Genomic DNA, 22597 nt, shown 5'->3' with positions numbered 1-22597 from the left:
TATATGAGTATTTTTCGCTCCTTTGTACGCGCACTCGACTACCATCCGGATAACAAGTGCTTCTTTCTTTCCTTGTTATCGAGCACAACAGCGCAATTTTCCCAACTAATTCTACCGATGTGATCGTGGTAACGCAATTCAAACGGGTGTTTTGTTGGAAGAGCATCAATTTTCTTTTTCGCTTCCTCAATCTCATTCAGCGCTACGTGAACCCAGACATCTTCCAAAACGTCTGGGATTTGTCCGAACATGTTGTAGATATTCTCAAACCTCTGACTAAGCAACTGATGGACTCTATCTTCAACCGACCCTTTGTACCTCATATTGTAAATGTACACCTTATCGTAAACCTGTCCTATGCGCTGGATTCTTCCCTTTCGCTGCTCGAGCCTTGTTGGATTCCAGGGCAAGTCAAGGTTAATAAGTGTACCTAATGTTTGAAGATTCAATCCCTCGCTCGCGGCATCCGTACTAACCAAAATTTTCAGTTCATGTCTTCTAACCATTTGTTTTAAATCTTCCTTATCTTTCCTCTCAAAAACGCCGTTAACAAATACTCCAGACTTTTCACCACCTGCGTAAAGTCCTATTTTCATGCCTTGGATGTCCTCGGATAGACTCTCAGCTATCCAGTACGCAGAATCGTAGTACTGAGAAAAGATAATGCATCCACGCTCTATCCATTTATCTTCCAGCAGTAACTTTAAAGCAAGGTTGTATTTGGGGTCTCTTTCTTGGTTCAGATTGAGCGTCTCAATTAAATTTTCGAGGCATTCTCTTTCTTCATTTGTTAGGCTCAGTTCTTCTGATGGACTTTGCAGTTCGTCTTCGTTCTCTTCACCTTCATAGTCCTCTTCTACCAATAAATAGTGCCAATTACTCAATATTCTCTCAGCAGTGAGCTTTCCTGCTATCATCGTACTTCCCATTCTTCTTAAAAGCAGAGTTTTGAAAAAGCCAACGATTTTCGTACGTTCTTTTAGCAATTCGCAGAATTTTTCTGCGTAATTATAGGCTTCTTGGAGATACGGAGGTAGGATAATGGCTTCGTCGTCTCTTTCGCCCATCAAAACAACTTCTATGTTTTTCAGATACGGTTCTCCTGTCTCGGGATTTACATTGTTTTCAAGATAACTCCTCGTCCTTCTTACGATATGCCTGATAAAGGGATTGTGATTCATCAAAAAATCGTTATCGATAATCCTGCGAATTCGCTTTTCGATTCGCAAGCGGTCTTGCTCATCCAATCTATCAAGTGCATCCGGTTTTATGACGAACTCATTGTCCGCCATTCTTAGCTGTTTCCTTACAAACCCAAACGTTGTTTCATCCTCAGATGCAGGAGGAAACGGGTTTCTGATCCATTCCCAATACTCCGAAACATCAGCGCGGTCAATTACTTCTTTACCAGTGATTAAGTCCAACGCTCTTTGAGGATACCTCTGCCACATGCTGTAAACATTCCCTAAAACAGCATCACTACCCTGAGCAAGTATATATAGTAAATCCCAGGCTTCAATTGGATAAAGTTGCACAGGTGTTGCGGTTGCTAAAAGCATACTCTTAGTACGCTTAGAAATCTCAAGCAAGAACTTCATCAAATTATTAGGGATGGGCTTTTCATTCTCTCTTCCCGGTCCCAAGTTCTTTCGCCTTGCCCGGTGTGCTTCGTCAACAATTACACATTCGTAATCAAGATTCAAAAGTTCCTGAACCTGTTCAGATTTCGCTGTTATCAGACTTTGCGGAACTATACCAATACGCCTTGGACATTTCTTTATGGCTGTATAGCCATTAGCAGGGTACTTTATACCGTTCTCATCAACCCAACCTTTACCATCCCAAACGGCTGAAGGCATATCCAAAAGGTTGTATAATTCATCCTGCCACTGCCATATTAAAGTCTTTGGTGCAATTACAAGGATTGGCTTATCACCGTAGAGAGCCATCAGCTGAGCAGCCAACGCAAGCTGGATAGTTTTTCCAAGCCCAACTGTATCTGCAAGCACATACCTTGCCCCGTTCTTTTTATGACTTTCAAAAGCAAGACTTATGAAATACTTTTGATGTTCCCACAATCCCAATTCTTCTCTATAAATCGGTGATTCAACTACCGTGGACGCAGGCTCGGGGGATTGTTTCCATTCGTCTACGGAGTAAATCACTTTTCTTTCGGAGATTCTTTTGATATCCTCCACCACGAATTCCGGAAGTGCAACAGCGTATGGACTGTTCCAAAAATGGTCGAATTCCTCCTGGACCCAGTCTACAGCTTCTGGCGAATCATCTTCCCAGAGGATCTCATAATTCAACTTCCATCCTGTGAGAGTTTCATTCACACTACCGATAAACGCTGTTTTCCGACCGTCTTTAAAAGTTATCACACCCGCTTTACCATGGATTAGTCCAAAAACATCGTTTGGGACGACCTTTATCTGCAGTTTGCCACTTCTTATAAGTTCGTAAAGCTTTTTCAGCCTTTCAGGAATGTTGTTGTATTTTTCCTCTGGTTTTGCCGCACACCATTCCCTGCGCAGTCCGTTAACAGCTGCGCTTATTGTTACAAAGTCGTCCTTCTGAAGCTCAGAATTGCACACCACCCTACAGACACCTTCGATATTTTCAATTGCCTCCCCTGCAACCTCGATGATGGAAGAACTGAAATAACCAGCTATTCGATCGTAGCTGACAGCGTTTTTCAACTTTTCGTTTAAAAAGTGCGAGTCGAGCCTTGTTCTTCTTGACGAATAACGGTAAATCATCCATCAATCCCCACTCTCTGAAATCTTTTAAGGAAAATACTATCCATTACACTCCGTCGTTCTTCACAAGTTCTGCCAGGAGTCTTGCGTATTTTGCTTCTTCCTTCCAATGAGGCATGGTGTCTATGCTACCCAACGAAGATATGTATTCCAGTATCTCAACAATGGTGGTTCGCTGGCCCCAATAATTGGGAACTTCGTTTCTGAGCCAGTTCTTTCCCCTTGACGGGTCTTCTGCCTTTATAGCCTGATGCAAGGCTGCGAGCACATTTCTTAGAAGGGTATTACTGAATCCATCGTCACTGTTGAGTCCTCGTGTTCCAAATTCCAGTGCAGTTTTCAATCTTGCATGGTTGGCCTTCGTAGATGCAAGAAGCTCCTTGTACTCTTTAACTCCAAAGCCTTTTGCCAATTCTTGATAAGCTCCGATTTGATAAATCCCATCTTTCTCGAGGTCTAAGCCTTTGATGTAGAACCTCTCTTCAGGCGTGAGTGTTTTCCATGTGTACGAATCAAAGCCTTTTGGAACAATGTAGTCGTACGCAATCCTAACAGCTTCATATATTATCTTCTCAATAGGCGATTCTTCTCCGGGTAGTCTCTTTCTTGAAAGCTCGTACTCGATATCAATGTCTTCGATTCGCTTGTAAGATGTTAACACCTTGAGCGAAGCAGCGTAAGCGGCAAGCAGGTAATCCGGATCGCTGAAGTTTGGGTCCTCTTTATCGTCCAGTTCTCTCATAATCTCTATTTGTCTTTGAACCTCGCGTTCGATTTCGGGATAAAGCTCGTCAAGGTACGCTGTCTGCTCAGAAGTCTGCTTGCGAAGGACAAGAAGGACTGTTCCTTTCACATAGTTGCCTTCCTTAAGACCTGCAGATTCTGTTTCCGTTGCTATGTTCCAAGCGGCTGTGACCCTGAGACCTGCTGCCCATAAGATTAAGGCAAGGTCTGCCCACACACTGACATCTTGGTGAGTGAACATAATTACCTGCATTCCGTTGTTCGGCATGTGTTTTGCAAGGTTCTTGTAGACTTGCACCATGCTCTGCTTAAAATCTTCCCCTCTTCCCTTTATAGCAAGGGCACGCTTACTATCGGCATACCAATCTGGGAAAGTATCGAGCAGCAATTTCTTATCCCACGCAAGAAAGAATTCGGAAAGCTCGTGATAATTGATTGCATCAGCGTAAGGGGGATCGGTGAGCCAAATTGTTGACACATGCGTAATATTTCTTGCATCACTGACCATTGAAACAGAATTACCCTCTATATCAAAGCTCGATATCTCGAAAAACCAACTGTTTGCTAAGTACTTCATGCTTCTGGCTCCGTAAACATATAATGTATTCAGGGCTTGATTGTAAAAAGTATCCTCAACCTTTTCTGAAGCTGGTGCAGGATTCCATTTAGAAAGTTTACTGTTCCAGTTGCAACACCTATTTACTCCCAGTAGTCCTACCACCTTTTCTTTCTGCGTCTTTGCATGCTTGTCAATCAGTTCCATCAGAAGTCCGTGCAAAAGAAGTTGCCTCGGATTGAACAATTGGTGCCAATAAGACCAACCTCTTGTTCTTATAGGCTCGAGAGTCTTTTCTCCTTCTTCAATTCTGCTGCTTGGAATATACCCTTTCTCTTGCCACGATGTGAATCTTTCTTTAAGTAGTTCTACAACCTTTGCCTCTCTTTCTAAGTCCTTTTTTGTGGGGGCTGTGTAGTACCTTTCCCCATCCGGTTTTTCATATCTAATGCAGTAGAGTCTTTCTTGGAATACATCGTCTGGACGGGGTAGAAATTCGTGAGGTTCCCATTGGCGAAGGCCGTACTCTACTGAGCCATCTTCTCTTATCCTGTCTTTCCTAATGGCTGGTATTGGTGTAGAGACTTTACAATGCGGACATACTAAATTTCCGTCTTTCACGGTCCCTGTTTTTTCTGCAAGTTGCATCTCTTCAGCGGTTGCGTTCGACTTTATCTCAATATCGAAGCTCTTGGTCTGGTGATTTTCTTTCAATATCGCAACAGTTTTTGTCCCTTTTCCAATTACCCAGGAAGGTGCGAGCGGAACTTTCCATCCGCATTCAGGACAGATGGTTTCGTTGCAGTATAGATAGGCAACAGCCCTATGCCCCTGTTCGTTGTGCTCTATTCCCCATTCGGTGACTTGTTCATCGGCAAGATCAAATATCTTTTTTTGAAATTCTCTTAAGTTTTCAATCTCTTCTTCTGAACTCCCCAATATGTTTAGCGCAGCCCATGTGAGGAGCATCGCAATGGGGTTCAAATCAGAAGCAAAGACGTTCAACCCCATCCTCGCGGCTTCGAATGGAACGCTCCCCCCTCCGCAGAAGCAATCTCCCACTGTCGGAATTTGCCCAAATCTCTTCATTCCAAGTTCCCGAAAGAACTCCTGAAAGTTCTTTGCATTTGTTCCAAAATACTGGTTTATTACCTCCCACGATGGTTCCGGTAGGTTGTCAACCTCTTCTGGTCTTAGGCAGTACTTCAGTTTTTCATCGTACGAAAGCCTGCTAAATACGAGTTTTTGCAGCTCATCTCTTTCCCTTTTCGTGATACCTTCCTTGTATTTAAGTTTACCACCGTTGGTTTCGAAATATTTTTGTCTTTCTTCATCGGTCAAGTTTTCGTATATTTCTTCGACAGGGATAGGTTGCTTTTTACGAAGCCACAGACCTTCTTCGTCCATCATCATTACTTTTAAGAACATCTCCATGTCTTTTTTTGGATTGTCGCTTACCGGCATTAACAATCCGAGCAGCGCCGCTCTAACAAGAATAAGGGGCTTTCTGCCCCACCATTTGCCAAGTCCTGTTAATGTTTGTCCCAAATTTGATTTTCTTTCTTTATAGCTTTCTTTTGACAGCTTCGAGACGGGGAATTGCAGTTCTATAAAAGACTTGTTCCAGTCAAACAACGTTACCACCCCTTCAGTTGCTGAATTAATCAGTCGTCTATTTTTCTTTGAATTAATAGGTCGAATATGTCTAACTGTTTGTTCGTTTCTTCTACAGGGTTCTCGGTTAGTGCGTACCTTATAGCTTTTCTCCAACCTCTTTTGTCGTTAAGACCTCCTGTTGCAGCGTTAGTCATGGTGAAAAGCCACCAGCGTTCCTCGGGTGAAAGGCCAAGCCAGTTTTTGATTGCCGTTGGTATCACCGAAGGATCGCAGTCTTCTATCGCCCAGGCTAAAAGTACCATTTCTTTGCCAAAGAGACGATGGACAGGGACTTGGCCTACGGTCCATTTACCAGCAGGGAGCTTTTCTTTCCTCAATCGTGCGTTGAATTCGTTCTTTAAAGTGTCTTCTATAAGTCTCCACTTGTGCTTTGAGAGTGCGACCTTCGGTTTGTCTTCTCTTGGGTCGATTGTCTGTTCTTCGACACCGTCTTGCCATTTGAAACGTTCGTAAATGACAACTTTTCCGTTAGTTGAACGCGGAATGATTACCAAGAAATGGTGTTGAGATTCCTCAGGGATGAAACCAAAGCCGTAAACATTCTTTTTATCTGCCATCCTGCTCATTGTTGAACAATCTCTCCCTGTTTAAAGTTTTTTAGTTCAAGTTTCTTTCCTGCGACCCAATCCAAAAAGTCTTGCCCCGTTGCAAAGTGAATACTGTTAGATTCGAAGATGATAGTTACTTCCTTATCGTTCATAAAGTTTTCTCTTATGCTTTCTATGCTCCTTTCAAGCTTGTCAATATCCACTTCCAAGTCCAGAGTTACCTCAACATAGCGCCTTCTATCCGATGAGTCTTCTTTCGTGAAGAAGAGAACTGAGGCATCACTAATCTTTGCGTTGCACTTCTTCAATAATCCGATTTCTTCATACGTTTCTCGAGTATCGCTTGTCTTGATACGCCTTTTCAGGGTAAGAGGCTTTGAGGCATCTACCTTTACTCCCCGTTCCCTATCTATCTTAATTTGAAGAACGTCTGAATAAACTCCTTCTTTTTCTGCAACGGCAAGCACGTATGTGCAGTTCTGAGGAACGATAAACTCACCTTCGTATATCCCACCATTTTCCTTTGGATTGGAGCCGTCGGTTGTGTACTTTATGGTTGCTGGAGGTACAGCTTTTAACTCAATAATCTCGTCTGAACCTTTGTTGTAGGTTCGATACTTCAGTTCTAATTTGTTGATCCATAGAACTGGTTCACCTGTTTCATGCTCGCCAGTGCTGTCAACACACAAGAAGGAAAGTTTCACTTCTTTTGTTCTGAACTCATTCAGGTTCTCCACGAGATTTGAAGCCGTGGTAGCCACAGAACCCACTTCGTAATAGACCTTATCTCCGTGAAGTGGGATGATTTTAAGAATTACTTCGCCCGTTTGCTCATCTCTGCGAAGTTCTCTGATTTGGACACTGGTCTTCTCCTTTGGGAACGGTCCTTTTTCGATGTAACCACCGTGTTCACGCCATATGCCTTTTCTGAGCATTTCATCTTTCAGTTTGTCAAGTGCGGAGGGATGGTGCCACTGCCATGCGGGGTTCGTAGCTGCCCTTTCTTTTACGTCGCTCCATCGCATTTCTTTTTGTGTAAACAAGCGGTCTTCACATTTCTTTCTAAAGATATCACTTGTGGTGTCGTAAGTGAATTTCTGACGCTTTTCGAGAAGGTCTCTTATCTGCTTCTCTCCGTTGTATTCATTGCTCCTGAATTCCATGAGGAAGTCAGCCTTGATCAAGCCTTCTTTTGTTGGATAATAGATTTGCGTAAATGTTTCTCTCGCTGCTTGCAGAAGCTCTAAGACTATTCTGTCCCTTTTTTCAAGAGCCCTTTGGTACTGTGGGTCACTTGCGGGAACTTTTTCTTCGTTCTCCATTCTGCTGATTATCTCGTTAATTGCTCTGTGTTCCTTGGCGGCTCGCAGAAGTTTCTCCATAGTGCTTCTGGAACCTGATAGGAACATGACTCTATTTTTGTACCTCTCGTTATCGTAAAATTCTTTCAAGTCAGGATGTAAGCCGGTTCCACCTATATACGGTTCAAAGATTACCAATGTGACCTTATCTTCGGATAGTCTAATCTCATCAACCGCTGGGAAAACCAATACTCTCTGGTAGCAATCTCCGATTTTGGGCTCAAATATTTTCTCAAGGAAGTTTCTAAGCTCTTTCTTTGCGCTTTCGTTATCATAGGACTCGACCAGAGAATTAAGCTCAGCAATTAGGTTCCTTGTATTTTTGAAGTACAATTTGCCGTCCCTGTCTGTGTGAAGGTACCAAGCCCGCATGACGAACTCGTCCAAAGCCTTCTTTACACGGGTAATATCCTTACCTGGCTCACAAAGGTATCCTACCGTTTCCTGAATCGAAAGGCCGAGAAGAGCATTCGGAACGTCTGCCAAGGAAGAGACAAGAATTAGCTTGGCAAGGTCTTGCATATGAGTCTCTCCTATGGTCGAATCTATTTCCTCAGCGATTGCGTGTCCGTTTGAAGCGATGTCGTGGGCGATAGCATTGGCAAGTGAGGGCTTAATCTGAGTTATTGCGGTTAGCATTTCGTGGTCGTTCAAATCAAAATCGTAAGGGTGTATAAGGTATTTGTACTTGGCTTTTGGGTTGTCGCCCTTGTAGAGTTGTGAGACAACTATACGCATGAGTCTTAGCAAGCCTCTTGTTTGCTGGAATCCTGGGTTTTCCTTGAACCTTGCGTACAGGTCTCTTAGTGAGGGATGGAAGGGATAGGATTCTTTAATCCAATTGTAGATTTGATCAGGCGCGAGGTTGGTATAACCCATCTGTTTTGCTTCTATCACTGCCTTTTTGTAAGCAAGTGCTACTTCGTTTATTTCTTCTTCAGAAGGTAGTTGTTTGAAAAGTCTTTTTCTGAGGATGTGATAGATTTCATCCGTAGACAAACTAACCGGCTCGATTTCTATGGCTAATCGGTTAACTTCGTTTTCAAGTTCTCTGAATGAGGATTGTAAAAGTTCACTTCCGCTTTCATAGACGGCTCGCAGGTCTGAAATAACAAGACACACATTGGAAAGCTCTTCCTTGTTCAAGGCATTGAAAAGGTTTGCCAGTGCCGTGGTGGTGACGACTGCTAAATTCGACTCACCGATTAGTTTTGCTTTGGCATTCTCCAAGTACGGTGGCAGTTCGTCAAGAAGAATCAGAAGAGGCTCGCCTCTTAAGAGGTTCACCCAGGCACTCTGACCTGGTGCCTGTAAGGGTGAGTAGTAATCTTTAAACATCTCACGTTTTCCAAGTTGTTCAGCGATCGCACCCCAAATGCCGTACGGAGCATCGCTTTCTCTACCGGTAAAAGCGACAACTTTTATCCTACCAAGCGGGCTGTCTTTGAATTTGTCTCCCAGGACTTTTTCTCTAAGATCAGGATATCTTGCTAAAAGACCGAGAGCGATCATGTTGTGGGTCTTACCACCACCCATGCTCTGCCTCAGTTTGATGACACCAGCCGCGGTCTGTCTGTGGAAGCGTTTAAATGCTGTGTCGAATAATACCCTCATACCATCCGTTATGTAAGTTTCTTCGAAGAATCGGTAGGGGTCTATTCTGTTTTCGATTAAGTCACTTAAATCCAAAACGTCGTCTCGCTTAGTTTCGTCAAAGACGCTCTCACGCGGTACGCAAAGTTCGTAAAGAGTTCTCATCGTCCCACCCACCACCTTTCGTGTGGTTTTCTATAACAAATTATAACATATCAGCATAATAAATTCGTTAAAGATCCTTAGATTTTTTGTCAGAAGTCGTTGTAGCTCTTTTTCTTTCCAACCTACGTACCTTGCACCTTGAAAACAAAAAGGGATAAGAGGCTTTAGCCGTCTTATCCCTTTTTACTATCTTTTAGTTAATTCGTTTCAGTGTAGAATTCTACTCCACAGTCACACTCTTGGCAAGGTTTCTCGGCTTGTCTGGGTCGTATCCGCGTTTGTCGGCGATGTAGTAAGCAAAGAGTTGAATGACAGGAGCAAAAATCAAAGGATAAAGGTCTTCGTGTGCTTCTGGTACGTAGATAACATCGTGTGCTATCTTCTTTATCTCTTCGTCACCTTGGGTAGCAACTGCCACTATTCTTGCGTTTCTTGCGCGAGTTTCTTCTATGTTGCTTCTCATTTTTTCATACAGGCTATCTTTCGGTGCCACTGCGAAAACGGGGAACTTGGGATCCAAAAGTGCGATTGGGCCATGTTTTAACTCACCGGCGGGGTAACCAACGGCGTTTATGTAACTGATTTCTTTCAATTTAAGAGCTCCTTCGAGCGCTGTTGCGGTGTTTATGCCTCTGCCTATGTACATGAAGTGATGATAGTTTTTGTAATTGTCTGCTACAGTCTCTATGCCTTTATTGGATATTATTCCTTTAAGTGTTTTCGGCGATTCAACAATTTGTTTGACTATCTCGCCATGTTCCTGCCGCCACAAGCCGCGTTTTTTTATCATGTAGAGCCCTATGAGATAAAGTACTATGAGCTGATTCACGTATGTCTTTGATGCGGCAACACCAATTTCAGGACCTGCGTTCATGTAGAGTGTTACGTCACTCTCTCTCGTGATTGTTGAACCGACTACGTTGGAAATGGCTATGACCTTTCCACCAGCCTTTTTAACGGCCCTAATGCTTTCAAGGGTGTCTGCAGTTTCTCCAGATTGGGATATGGCAATTGTTATCGTGTCTTCGGTAAGCCTAATAGGTCTGTATCTGAATTCTGAAGCTACGTCTATTAAAACATCAACATCCAAGTATTTTTCAGCAAAGTACTTAAAGACAAGTCCGGCGTGGTAACTCGTTCCACACGCAACCAGAAGTATTCTCTTTACCTTTTCTAAATTGAACTCGTCAAGTTCGTGTAAGGAAGGAGTGTAGTCTGATTCTACTCTTCCAACGAGAGCGCTTTCTATTGCTTCTGGAATTTCGTTAATTTCTTTCAACATGAAGTGCTTGAATCCGCCTTTTTCCGCTGCTGATTCGTCCCAAGTGATGTGCGTGTGCTTTCTGATAACTGTGTTCCCGGAAAAGTCCGTGATTTTTAGTTTATTTCCTTCGATGTAGACCACATCTCCGTCTTCGAGGAATATGACGTCGCGTGTGTATTTGATTATTGGTGTGACGTCCGATGCCAATACACAGTATTTATCGTTACATCCCACTACTAAAGGACTACCTTTTCTTGCACCAACCATGATGTTGGGCATATCTGAATGAATAACAGCGATTGCGAATGCACCTTTAAGTATTTTCAAGGTATCAAGCACAGCTTGGAATAAATCACCTTTGAAATGTTCTTCCACTAAGTGACCTATTACTTCTGTGTCAGTTTCGGATCTGAATTTGTGACCTTTTTTGATGAGTTCTGTTTTGAGTTCCTGGTAGTTTTCGATAATGCCGTTATGCACGACGGCGATTTTTCCACTACAGTCTGTGTGCGGATGTGCGTTTGTATCGTTTGGCGCTCCGTGAGTTGCCCATCTTGTATGCGCTATACCACTTTTTACTACTTTCTCCTCTTCGATAACGGTTTTTAAAGCATCAACTCGACCAACACTTTTTGTCACTATCATTTGGTTACCGTTTGTTGCTGCTATACCTGCTGAATCGTAACCTCTGTATTCTAATTTTTTCAGTCCTTCGATGAGTTCAGAAACTTTGAATTCGTGGCCGATAATTCCAACGATTCCACACATGGGATTACTTCCACCTCTCTAATTGAGCTTCCAAATTCTTAATTAAATCTTTTTCTACACCTTGCACCGCAACTTTCAGTGCATTTTTTATAGCCACTCTATCGGAATTCCCGTGAGCCTTAACTACTATTCCATCTACTCCCAAGAAAAATGTTCCCCCGTAGGTTCTTGGATCCAACTTTTGCTTTAGTTTTTTCAAAACTCGGGAAAAAAGTAAAGCACCAATCAAACCATCAATGCCTTTCTTTGCTTCCGATTTTATTGTGTGAGAGATAAGCTTTGCCACACCTTCCATTGTTTTCAGCGCAACGTTCCCAGTGAATCCATCCGTAACAACAACATCAACAGTCCCAAGGTTTATATCATTCCCTTCAACGTTTCCGTGGAATGCGGGACCGAGTTTTTCTCTTAACATCTGATAGGCTAATTTATGCATATCGGTACCTTTGTTCTCTTCAGTTCCAACGTTCAGTAGTCCAACCTTGGGAGAACTTTTTCCAAGTGTCCTTGCGTATTCTACACCCATTGCAGCAAACTGCACTAAGTAATCTGGACGAACTTCCGCATTCGCCCCGCCGTCTATCAAAACTGTAAAGCCATTGAGAGATGGGATGGGAACTGCCAAAGCCGGGCGGTCTATTCCGCTCAATCTGCCAACGACAAGTGTTGCGTAAGCAAGTAGTGCTCCTGTATTACCGGCACTTACAAATGCATCTACTTTATGTTCTTTGAGCAGTTGAGCACCAATGTACATGGAACTTTCTTTTCTACGAAGCGCTTCGGTGGGCTTTATATCCATAGGGAGGTAGTCTCTTACGATTTCCAGCGTAAAGTAGTCTGAAAGTCTGTGATTTCTCAGATCGGATAAAGCGCTTTCTGTACCGATCAGTATTAGATGGATGTTTTTCTTAGCTTTTTTCAGTTCTTCGGCAAACATTAAAGCGCCGGCTTTTATTTCTTCCGGCGCTTTGTCTCCACCCATTACATCCAAGGCTACGCGAATCATTTCGCTACCTCAAACACCTGCTTCTTTCCGTAGTAACCGCAATTCAAACAGACTCTGTGTGGTTGTTTTGGTGCTCCACAGTTTGGGCATGTTGTTACTGCAACGCTGAAAGCTCTGTAAATCTTGGCTCTTTTGTGATGTGTTCTGCTTCTTGAACGCTTCTGCTTTGGTACTGCCATACTTATCCCTCCTGTGTATGCTTTATTTTCAGTAATATTTCAAACCTTGGATCGATGTTTTTTTCTTCAGAAGCTTTGCATTTATGTTCCGGTTCCTCATTCAAATCTGCACCACAATATGGACAAAGACCTTTACAATCTGGACTGCAAACGAAAACGTCAGGTGCACTACTGACAATACCTTCAACGATTCGTTCCTCAAGGTCTATTATATCACCAACCAGTAAGATTTCGTTAGATAGATCTTTAAGTTCCTCGTTCTTTTGGAGAGGTTTCTTCTCAAAAGTATACACTGCTTCTATAATTCCGTCAATGTACATTTCTGAAAGTTTTAAACATCGGTCGCATGGTCGCTCAACATAACCACGAGCGTAACCACCAAGCAGTACTTTGTTATCGGCGTAGGTAAGGACCATTTTCACTTTGAAACCACCGTGTAGAACTTTGTATGTCCCCGTGTGGAGCTCCACGAACTCTGGAGCGTATATACCTTCTATCACTCTTCTGCGTTCTTTTATCAGATCTTTCAAATTAACTTTCCACATTGCAATCACCTCAAAACTTTGGTACTATAATTATAGTACCTTTTTCCGTTTTGTTAATACAAAAATCTTTACTTTAGTGTAAATTTTCGTCGATTGTGTGGTATAATTATCTTTTGGTGGTGAGTCTATGGATTGGTTTAGGAAATTCTTGGACTGGTTTACAAAGCTACCTCAGAAGTGGAAGGAACTGCCAAAATCTCAAAAGTTGATAATTGGTATCGTGGCCGTTTCGGTTATAATGGCCATAATTTTTCTTACTATTATTAATGCTCCCAAGTATGTGCTACTGCTTACAGCTAAGAGCGAGGAAGATGCAGGACCTGTTCTGCAACAACTTGAATCTTTGGGAATTCCGTATAAAGTAGAAGCAGGCAACAGGATATTGATACCTTCAAATTACAATGTCTACGAAGTACGTATGCGTCTTGCATCTGCCGGGGTACTTTCTGGTACGACGCGTGGGTTTGAGATTTTAGACCAGACGAGTCTTGGCGCAACGAGTTTTGATAAGCAGGTCAGGTACCAAATTGCACTTCAAGGTGAACTAGAAAGAACGATTTCTACAATTCAAGGTGTTGACAGCGCAAGGGTGGTTCTGACTTTACCAAAGTATACTTACTACGTCCGTGGCGAGATGTCCGAACCAAGAGCTTCGGTCATGGTTGTGATGAAGCCAGGTTACTCTTTGACGAAAGAACAAGTAAGGGGAATTGTTTCGCTGGTTCAAGGAGCCGTCGAGGGAATTAAACCGGAGAATATCAAGGTAATCGACCAAAGAGGGCAAGATTTGACGAGTTTGGTTAATTTGGATACTTCTACTGCGCTTGCCTCAACGAAGATGGAGTTGAAGGTGAATTTAGAGAATTATTACAAGCAAAAGATAAAAATCCCTCTGGAGAATGTCTTTGGACCAGGACGTGTTGAGGTTATTCCCGATATTAGGTTGAACTGGGAGAAGATAGAAAAACAAATAACTACGTATACCGCACCGAACAAGAAAGAGGGACTTGTGAGAAGTAAAGAAACCGAGCAGGAATTCTCAACGAACCAGCCGACAACAGGTGGACCTGTTGGAACTGAATCGAATATCCCCCCAACAACCTATGAAACAACTTCTTCTTCAGGTCAAACTTCTTATCAAAAGAGCCATGAAATAATTAACTACGAACTCAACCAGATAGTTGAAAATATTGTGAAAAATTCGGAAGGAGAGATAGAAAATATTACGCTTTCTGTGATTATTGATTCCTCATCTACCGTCCTCGAGAAAGCTTCAAAAGACCAAGTTGAGAAGCTCATTAGCTCGATCATTCAAAAGAGCATAGATGCGAATACACCGGAAGGTTCTGTGACATATGCAGTTGCGTTCTTACCGTTCAGCAGGGAAATTCAAGAGGAATTCTACAAGCAAATTCAAACCACCACAGAATTGCAGAAACTGAGAACTCGACTTATTCTTATATTGTTAGCGTCTGTTCTTATATTCTTTGCAACCTACCTTGGGCTGATACAACTCAAGAAAGTAAAGGCAAGAAAATTGATGGAACAAAGGTACAGGGCACTTCAGGAAGAAGCACAACGAACTTTGGAAGCAATTACGGAAGAGGAAATACCAGCAGGTGCAGAGGAAGAAGCACTTTTGGAACAACTCAAGGCCTACTTACAACAAGTTGCTGAGACAACACCTGAAGATGTGGCCACGGTTTTGAAAGTCTGGATAGCGGAGAAAGGATGAGATTATGGCTGGAAAGTTAACAGGAAGGCGTAAGGCAGCCATACTATTGGTGACGATGGGACCAGAAAGGGCGGCAAAAGTGCTTAAGAACCTTGATGAGTCGGAAGTTGAGATGTTAACCATAGAGATAGCCAATCTTGGTAAGGTGACAAACGAGGAACGCAAAGCTGTCTTGGAAGAATTCCAAAACCTCACCAAAGCACGGGAAATGATAATAAGTGGCGGTATTGATTACGCAAAGGAGATGCTTATAAAAGCTTTTGGACCTGAAAAGGCTATGCAGATAATCGAAAGGCTTGTATCGAATTTGTCCGTGAAGCCATTCGAATTCATGCGAAATGCTGATGTTGTTCAAATCGTGAACTTCCTACAGTCTGAGCACCCACAAACAATTGCTCTTGTTCTCAGTTTCCTTGACCCGCGAATTGCCGCTCAAGTCTTAGGTGCGCTTCCCGAAAATCTACAGCTCGAAGTTATTAAGAGGATATCACTTTTGGAGCGTGCGTCTCCGGACGTTGTTAAAGAAGTGGAAAAGTTGCTTGAGAAGAAGTTTGCCGGTGTTGCGACGCAAACGCTCAGTGCAGTTGGCGGTTTGGACACAGCAGCTGAGATTATGAACAACTTAGATAGGTCGACTGAGAAAAATATTATGGAGAGACTTACTTATGAGGCACCTGAATTAGCCGAAGAGATCAGAAGAAGAATGTTCGTCTTCGAGGACATACTGAAACTCGACGATAGGTCCGTTCAGCTTGTTTTGAGGGAAGTGAACATGCAAGACCTTGCAGTAGCTTTAAAAGGAGCTTCTGAAGAGCTAAAGCAAAAGATATTCAATAACATGTCTAAACGTGCTCAACAGCTGCTCAAAGACGAAATAGAGTTCATGGGTCCCGTTCGAGTGAAAGATGTTGAGGAAGCGCAGCAAAAGATTATAAACATAATAAGAAGACTCGAAGAGGCTGGAGAAATCGTGATTGCCAGAGGTGGAGGAGAAGAGCTAATCACTTAGTTTGTGTTTCCGAGTTAATAAGAATGCTAGAAACCTTCGAATCAAAAAGAAGAGGAGAACTGAGTTGTGACATGGGATGACAATGTGTACTGCGCGGTTGATATAGAGACCACAGGTATTGATCCATCCGGTGGGGATCGTATTATTGAAATTGCAATAATTCCAATATACAAGGGCAAGATTGTAAAAGAGTGGATTTACACATCCCTGGTGAACCCGAAAGTAAGTATACAAACTTACGCGCAGAGTGTGCACAAAATTTCTACAAGGGACATTCAAAGCGCACCAGGACTAGACGAGGTGCTGGCTGTTGTTAGAAAATATTCCAGGGACACTATACTTGTTTTCCACAATGCGCGCTTTGATTTGACATTTCTTGATTATGCGGCTAAAGAAGTTGGGCAATTGCCGTTGGATGTTTACTACATAGATACCTTGGAGATTTCAAAGACGTTGTACGGCAGAGGAAAAAAGCTTGAAACGTTGGCATTAGAGATGGGCATCCAACAAAAGGTTACACATCGAGCGTACGATGATGCAATGGTGACAGCAAGCGTATTCATTAGGTTTTTCGATATTTTTGGTTGGGAAAGGATCCACGAGTTTCTAAGACGGTGGATGGGGAGGGAATATTGATGGTGAAAAATTACGTGCTTGATACAAATGTTTTAATACACGATCCAGAGGCTATATATTCATTTGAGGATAACAACGTTTTTGTGCCACTTCCTGTTATTGAAGAGTTGGATAAGCTGAAAAAGGAACAAGGGCGAGTTGGAAGAAGTGCAAGGGCAGCGATAAGAGTTTTGGAAGAGCTTCGAAACAGGGGAAATTTGCACGACGGTGTTAAGTTGAACAACGGTGGACGGTTGATAATCCCAGTACTGAGTGAGAGCGATTTTGATAGGCATCAGGTAAAATTTTTATTTGAAAAGTACGTTGACAACTGGATATTAAGTTATGCAATGTTTCTAAGAACTACCAGGACAGAACCTACCATAATAGTTTCAAAAGATATAAGCCTGCGTTTGAAAGCTTTGGCAATCGGTTTGGATGCAGAAGACTATTTAACAGACAAAAGCGACCTTTCTATGTTGCCTGTAGGTTACATCTCAGCTGATTCTTTATCAAAGCTGAACATTCCCGGTTTGTACGTCAATGAGTATATTGAGTGTAACGAAGGATATTTCAGATTTGATGGGCAAGACTTTGTTGAGATAAATTCGAAGATGAAAATCTTTGGTATTACTCCCAGGAACAAGGAACAACTCTTTGCGTTAGATGCGTTGATCAACGATGAGTTAAAACTTGTCTCTCTGATCGGTATAGCCGGGACTGGAAAAACGTTTCTTGCACTTGCCGCAGCATTAGAAAAGACGCTTGTGGAAGGTGTGTACGAACGCGTGATTGTTGCAAGGCCACTCATCCCTATGGGAGGGAAGGACATCGGATACCTTCCAGGTGCCCTTGAGGAGAAGATCTCGCCTTGGATGAGTGGAGTTATGGACAACCTCGAATATCTGTGCAGACTTAACAGCGTAAGTTTAAAGGATTTGATGAAAAAGGAAATAATAGAACTTGAGGCTTTAACATACATAAGAGGGAGGTCTATACCTAAGCAGTTCATAATCATTGATGAAGCACAAAATTTAACTCCGTTGGAAGTCAAGACAATACTCACACGAGCTGGAGAAGGTACAAAAGTTGTTTTGACAGGCGATCCGTATCAAATAGACACTCCCTATTTGGACGAAGATGCTGTTAACTAAAAGTATTGAAAATTTCCAAAAACCGTATTATCTTCTTATTAGTGGAACACCCCCCACCATCAATTCTCACAAAAAGGAGGTACTCCACTATGCAAAATTCTGTAGTCTCTTGCCCCAAATGCGGCTCTACCAACATCTACAAAAACGGTCATGATAAGTACGGTAACCAACAATACTTTTGCAAAGACTGTAAGCGCACTTTCAGACTTGTTCATTCAAAAAAACACAAGCTCTTCTCTTTCCCTTATCCTAAATGCCCTGTCTGTGGAAAAACTATGCAAATCCACAAAATCAAAAAAGCCTTCGTTAAGTTCCGTTGCCGTTCTTGCCATACCAGAGACGAAATCCCAACTAACTTACCTCAATTTGTCCCTCTTCCTTTCGACTCTTTCAAGTTCTTCCGTTTCCCTATCTTTATTGTCCTTAAAGCCTTCGTCCTTTATTTCAAAGCTGTGTCCTTGCGTTCCATCAGAGACTCACTTAATATCAAAGTCTCTCATGTCGCTATCTACAAGTGGATCCTTAAGTTGTCTTGTTTCTTTTCCATCCTCGTTCCTGTAGATGCTTTCAAAGTCCATGGTGATGAAACTGTCGTTTTGTTTAAATCCAAAAAGTACTATGTTTGGTTCTTAGTTGACCATGAGACGAATCTCATTGTTGCTTGGCATGTATCCAAATATCGCGATATGGGTCAAGTGAAGATATTGTTAGAGAAGTTCTTTGGTAACAACGAAAGAACAATCGAACTAATTACAGATGGACTTGGTGCATATGGTGCAGTGAAGATACTATACAAGAATATCAACCATATAGTTGTGAGACTTGGGCAGAACAATCAATGTGAATCTAAATTTTCGTTATTCCAAGACTTTGTACGAGCCAAGCGTGGATTTAAGAATATTGACAATCTTCCAATGTACGTAAACAGCTTTTGTGTAGTGAGAAATCTCTTGAAACTGAACGGGAATGATATTGCGCGTGTTATGAGTGTTCTATTGTCTTCCATCACTACAAGTTAACAGCATCTGGACGAAAGTAGCAATGGTTTAGTTTACGCAGCCTCGAGATTTCTAGGGAAGCCAATAGCTGCCCACGTTTTCTTGAAGAAAGGTGAAAGGTCAGAATTAGCAAGCCTTGCTGCTGAATTGCTGTAGTTTTTAACGAAAATATTCCGTTGGGAGGAATAAACGGTGGTTGTAGAGGTCAACAACATTTCACTTTTCGAATATTACGAGGGATTTTCGGATTTTCAAGAACAGATATTTCAGTGCAAGCTGAACTTCTTGGTGCAGCTATCAAAGATGTACGCAGGTTCCAAGTTCGTATTTTACAACGCACTTGGACGTTTTGGTGTGCTGGAAGAAGTCTACAAAATTCTGGGGAATATCTTTGAGGACTTTGAATTAGACTTTGGAAAAGAACCTGTGGAATTCGATAGTTCTCCTGTTAATAACCTACCTCATATCCGAGTTGATGGGAAGGTTGCAGTTGTCGATAATGTTGAAACGATAGGATTGGTAAACGTCGAAGACGAGAAAAATCTTAAATGCGAATACACTAAATGTTTTTACTTGCTCGAAAACCTTACCGAGCGCGATCTGGAAGATAAATTTAAGGCACTAAAAGTTGAGATTATGCCAAGGAACTTTTTTGAATCAGAAATTACGAGCTCATTAAGAACAACTAACCAGAGATACTTTGTCCTGAAGCTCATCAGGGGTGAAGAAATATGCTTATAAAAAAAGCCCACATAGATGGCTTTGGAAAGTTTATCAATGCAGCATTCAAATTTGGACCCGGATTGAATGTTGTGTATGGTCCAAATGAGAGTGGGAAGACCACGCTGGCAAAGTTTTTGCTATACACACTCTCAAAGCCTACAAACGAGGCGATCAAATTTAAACCCTGGGGGCATGAAGTTTTCGGTGGTTATCTTGAAACTTCTGACGGGACTTATGTGTTTGGTGAAGACAGTGGAGAGGTGCAAAAGTACGACCTGAATTTAATTGAAAACGTGGCATTCTTAATGGAGGATGATGAACTTGAAACAGTGAAAATAGACAGGGGAATTTTGGAAAGCAGACTTAAGAAAAAGACCGAGAAAACCTCTGAAGGTCGTATTCTGAGAGAAGCGATAAAGAGAATTCAAACGCTTGACATGAATAGCTGCCTTAATGTTATTTCAGGACAAATTAGGGACACAGAAGAAAAGATATCGATTATTGGGGAGAATATAAAAAGAAAGAACTCCTTGTTCCTGAAGGTACAAAATTTACAGAGGCGTATCAAAGATGTTCAACAGCAGATTGTGAACTTAGAGAACAGACTGGAAGAATTGAGAACTACCAGAAAATCAGAGCTTGAGGCTAAAATATCGCAACTAAGGCGAAATATTGAGGTTGTTGAATTGGAATTGTCGAAATATTCATGGATTGAATCAGTTGATATTGGTGCCGTTGAGGAAGCTCAAAATCTCATTTACAGGTTGAACTCCATCAAAGCTCAACTGGAAACATTGGAGTTCGAGGAAAAGAAAGTGAACGAAGTGATTCAGAAGAAGAACAAGGATATAGAAGAAAGGCTTAGGCAACTTGGAGCTTCTTCCATTGATGATTTGGAAAGCGTCGGACTTCGATTAAAGCACCTTTCACTACTTGCTAAGATGTATAGTGAGCGAGTTGGAAATATGACCGATGAAGATCCACTTTGGAGGTTTTTCCTGGAAAATGAGAACATCTTGGAACGGGCAGAGGAAGAAGAGCAGAGATTCAGAGAAGCTCTTAGTGAGATCGAATCTACAAAAATGAGTTTGCAGAACGAAATAGAAAGGAATGAACAGATATCTAAGTACTCGAAGGATTTGTCGATAGTTTCTGCCAGTGCTGGTGTTGTGTTGTTTGTCCTTGGACTTCTTTTCAAGAGTATTTCTATTTTCATGTATGTCCCTGCAGCTGTTTTCCTTGCAGTTGCAGTGTTTCTTATGTTGAACTGGAAAAGAAAAACAGCGCTTGTGGAGATCCTTCAAGAACGCTTAGTCGAGATTTCGATGAACCAGCCACAGCAACCATCCATCTGGAAGGTACTTTCTGGATACGGTATAACGAATATCAGACAACTAAGAAAAAAATACACAGAGTTCTTAGAATGGAGAGCGCAGAATTTAGAAAGGCAAAGGCAACTCAATGAGCTGAAAGATATAGAACAAGAGATCATAAGAGAGCTCAATAAATTTGGAGTATCAGGTGCGGCGCAGATGATAGTTTCAGCTGTTGAGAATCTGCAAAGAATATTTAGTGAGGTTCAGGAAATCGTATACGAGAAAGAATCACTTGAAAGAAAACTTTCACAATTGCGCGGAGAGTATCTATCGATTCAAAAAGAATACAAAGCAATTGCAGAAGCGCTTGATGAGATTTTAAATAGGTTTGGAATAACCAAAGAAGATGTCGAAAACTTCAAGTCTCAATTTGAGCGTTATCAGGAACTCAAAGGTACGAAAAAGACGTTAACTACTGAATTACAAAAGGCACTGGAAGAAAAAGAGAACGAAGACGTTCAACCTTCGATAAGCGAGACGAAGGCAACGCTTCGTGAACTTTCCTCACTAAAGGATTCTCTCCTAAGAGAACTTGAAGAAGTTAAAGGACTCTACCAGAGCATTGATGTTGATTCCAGCCACCTTCAGCAGTTACTCCGAAAGTTAGATGAGCTTAAGTTGAAAGCATGGATAATGTCCAGCATAATCAACGAAATACCGGAGGTAAATAGATTCCTCAACGAAAGACTTATGAGCTTTGTTGAAAACTACCATAAGTTATTCAGTGATGAGTTTGCTCGATTATTTACAAGGCTTGCCGGTGCTGAAAAGAAATTCTTAGTCCTACCAGATCTGTCCGTGAGACTGATTGTTGAGGGTGATATGAAGAATCCGGAGGAATTCTTGAGCGGTTCTACGAAAGACCTTATGGTGTTCTGTATAAAGAACGCACTTTATAAGGCCTTTTACGACGATGGCTTACCGTTAGTTATAGATAACACGTTGATTCGCTTAGATGATGAAAGGTTAGAAAGGGTGTGCAAGTATCTGGATGAAGAAGCTGAATTAAGGCAGATAATACTTTTAACAAGCGATAGAAGAATACTTGAATTTTTCAGTAACAAGAAAAACGTCATACTCTTGGAGGGATGATAGATGTACAAGCGGGTTCTTTTAAAGCTTAGTGGGGAGGTACTCAGTGGGGAAGCGCAAAAAGGGTTTAGTGAGGAACACGTCAATTATCTAATCAAGGAGATAAAGTCCGTTTCTGAGTACGGTGTGAAACTGGGAATTGTGATTGGTGCGGGTAACCTTTTTAGAGGTAGAGATTTCGAAGGATTGAGGCCAACGATATCAGACCAAATAGGTATGCTCGGAACGGTTATCAATGCACTTTATTTGAAGGATAGATTTGAGAACGAAGGAATTAAAACTGTCGTTGTTTCTCAGATTGTTACTTTGCCAAGTGTGAAGTTGATAAATTACGACGATATAGATCTCTACTTCGATGCAGGATACATTGTTATTTTTGCAGGCGGGACAAGCAACCCGTTCTTTACAACGGATACTGGTGCAGCGCTAAGGGCCGTTGAGATGAAAGCGGAACTGTTGATAAAGGGTACAAAAGTTTCCGGAATTTACGACAAGGATCCGAAAATTTACAACGATGCCGTAAAATACAATGTTATCACTTACGACGAAGCCATCGAGAAGAATTTGAAAATAATGGATACAGAGGCGTTTTCTATCTGCAAAAGGTACCAGATGAAAATTCTTGTTATGAACTTTTTTGAGGATAACAACTTACTTAGAGCAATCCGTGGTGAGAACGTAGGAACGCTTGTTATACCAAGTAAATAAGAGAAGAGAGCAGAGGAAG

16 protein-coding genes are annotated in these 22597 nt (G+C 41.9%); 8 read left to right on the top strand and 8 right to left on the bottom strand.

Annotated features, from left to right (window positions below):
* Nucleotides 1-38 precede the first annotated feature (38 nt).
* From NA23_RS05400 to NA23_RS05365, 8 genes are all read right to left on the bottom strand, one after another.
* A complete protein-coding gene (locus NA23_RS05400; protein ID WP_033191787.1) occupies nt 39-2762 on the bottom strand; it encodes a phospholipase D-like domain-containing anti-phage protein in 2724 nt (907 codons plus the stop codon).
* 46 nt (nt 2763-2808) lie between these two features.
* Nucleotides 2809-5706 carry an anti-phage-associated DUF1156 domain-containing protein gene (locus NA23_RS05395; protein ID WP_203225706.1) on the bottom strand — a complete coding sequence of 966 codons (2898 nt, stop codon included), beginning with the start codon at nt 5704-5706 and terminating at the stop codon, nt 2809-2811.
* Between the two features lie 20 nt (nt 5707-5726).
* Nucleotides 5727-6305: a DUF3780 domain-containing protein gene (locus NA23_RS05390; RefSeq protein ID WP_033191785.1), complete on the bottom strand. Its 579-nt coding sequence runs from the start codon at nt 6303-6305 to the stop codon at nt 5727-5729.
* Nucleotides 6302-9406 carry a DUF499 family protein gene (locus NA23_RS05385; RefSeq protein WP_033191784.1) on the bottom strand — a complete coding sequence of 1035 codons (3105 nt, stop codon included), beginning with the start codon at nt 9404-9406 and terminating at the stop codon, nt 6302-6304. The genes NA23_RS05390 and NA23_RS05385 overlap by 4 nt, the downstream gene beginning before the upstream one ends.
* Nucleotides 9407-9626: 220 nt before the next feature.
* On the bottom strand, nt 9627-11438 hold the full coding sequence (gene glmS, locus NA23_RS05380) for a glutamine--fructose-6-phosphate transaminase (isomerizing) (RefSeq protein WP_033191783.1): 1812 nt from the start codon (nt 11436-11438) through the stop codon (nt 9627-9629).
* A 4-nt stretch (nt 11439-11442) separates the two neighbouring features.
* Nucleotides 11443-12444: a phosphate acyltransferase PlsX gene (gene plsX / locus NA23_RS05375; RefSeq protein WP_033191782.1), complete on the bottom strand. Its 1002-nt coding sequence runs from the start codon at nt 12442-12444 to the stop codon at nt 11443-11445.
* Nucleotides 12441-12623, bottom strand: coding sequence for a 50S ribosomal protein L32 (gene rpmF, locus NA23_RS05370; protein ID WP_014451598.1), 183 nt, complete (start codon nt 12621-12623; stop codon nt 12441-12443). The genes plsX and rpmF overlap by 4 nt, the downstream gene beginning before the upstream one ends.
* Nucleotides 12624-12625: 2 nt before the next feature.
* Nucleotides 12626-13168 carry a YceD family protein gene (locus NA23_RS05365; protein ID WP_033191781.1) on the bottom strand — a complete coding sequence of 181 codons (543 nt, stop codon included), beginning with the start codon at nt 13166-13168 and terminating at the stop codon, nt 12626-12628.
* 127 nt (nt 13169-13295) lie between these two features.
* On the opposite strand from NA23_RS05365, the gene fliF reads away from it, so the two are divergent.
* The 8 genes from fliF (at nt 13296) to pyrH (ending at nt 22578) form a co-directional block, all read left to right on the top strand.
* The gene (gene fliF, locus NA23_RS05360) at nt 13296-14903 is read left to right on the top strand and encodes a flagellar basal-body MS-ring/collar protein FliF (RefSeq protein WP_033191780.1); all 1608 of its coding nucleotides are present in this window, start codon (nt 13296-13298) and stop codon (nt 14901-14903) included.
* Nucleotides 14904-14907: 4 nt separating this feature from the next.
* A complete protein-coding gene (gene fliG, locus NA23_RS05355; protein WP_033191779.1) occupies nt 14908-15912 on the top strand; it encodes a flagellar motor switch protein FliG in 1005 nt (334 codons plus the stop codon).
* A 66-nt stretch (nt 15913-15978) separates the two neighbouring features.
* Nucleotides 15979-16548 carry a 3'-5' exonuclease gene (locus NA23_RS05350; protein WP_033191778.1) on the top strand — a complete coding sequence of 190 codons (570 nt, stop codon included), beginning with the start codon at nt 15979-15981 and terminating at the stop codon, nt 16546-16548.
* Complete coding sequence (locus NA23_RS05345) at nt 16548-17681, top strand: PhoH family protein (RefSeq protein WP_084384049.1); 1134 nt, start codon at nt 16548-16550, stop codon at nt 17679-17681. Before NA23_RS05350 ends, NA23_RS05345 begins: the two co-directional genes overlap by 1 nt.
* Nucleotides 17682-17770: 89 nt before the next feature.
* Entirely contained in the window at nt 17771-18700 is a 930-nt protein-coding gene (locus tag NA23_RS05340) for a DDE-type integrase/transposase/recombinase (RefSeq protein WP_033190915.1), read from the top strand.
* Nucleotides 18701-18871: 171 nt separating this feature from the next.
* Nucleotides 18872-19420: a hypothetical protein gene (locus tag NA23_RS05335; protein WP_033191777.1), complete on the top strand. Its 549-nt coding sequence runs from the start codon at nt 18872-18874 to the stop codon at nt 19418-19420.
* Complete coding sequence (locus tag NA23_RS05330; protein WP_033191776.1) at nt 19411-21870, top strand: AAA family ATPase; 2460 nt, start codon at nt 19411-19413, stop codon at nt 21868-21870. Before NA23_RS05335 ends, NA23_RS05330 begins: the two co-directional genes overlap by 10 nt.
* A gap of 3 nt (nt 21871-21873) precedes the next feature.
* Nucleotides 21874-22578 carry a UMP kinase gene (pyrH, locus tag NA23_RS05325; RefSeq protein WP_033191775.1) on the top strand — a complete coding sequence of 235 codons (705 nt, stop codon included), beginning with the start codon at nt 21874-21876 and terminating at the stop codon, nt 22576-22578.
* Nucleotides 22579-22597: the final 19 nt, after the last annotated feature.

It is taken from the genome of Fervidobacterium islandicum (assembly GCF_000767275.3).
In the GTDB taxonomy this organism is placed as follows: domain Bacteria; phylum Thermotogota; class Thermotogae; order Thermotogales; family Fervidobacteriaceae; genus Fervidobacterium; species Fervidobacterium islandicum.
The sequence above is the reverse complement of the archived record's forward strand: the minus strand, read 5'-3'. Positions and strand labels throughout refer to the sequence as shown.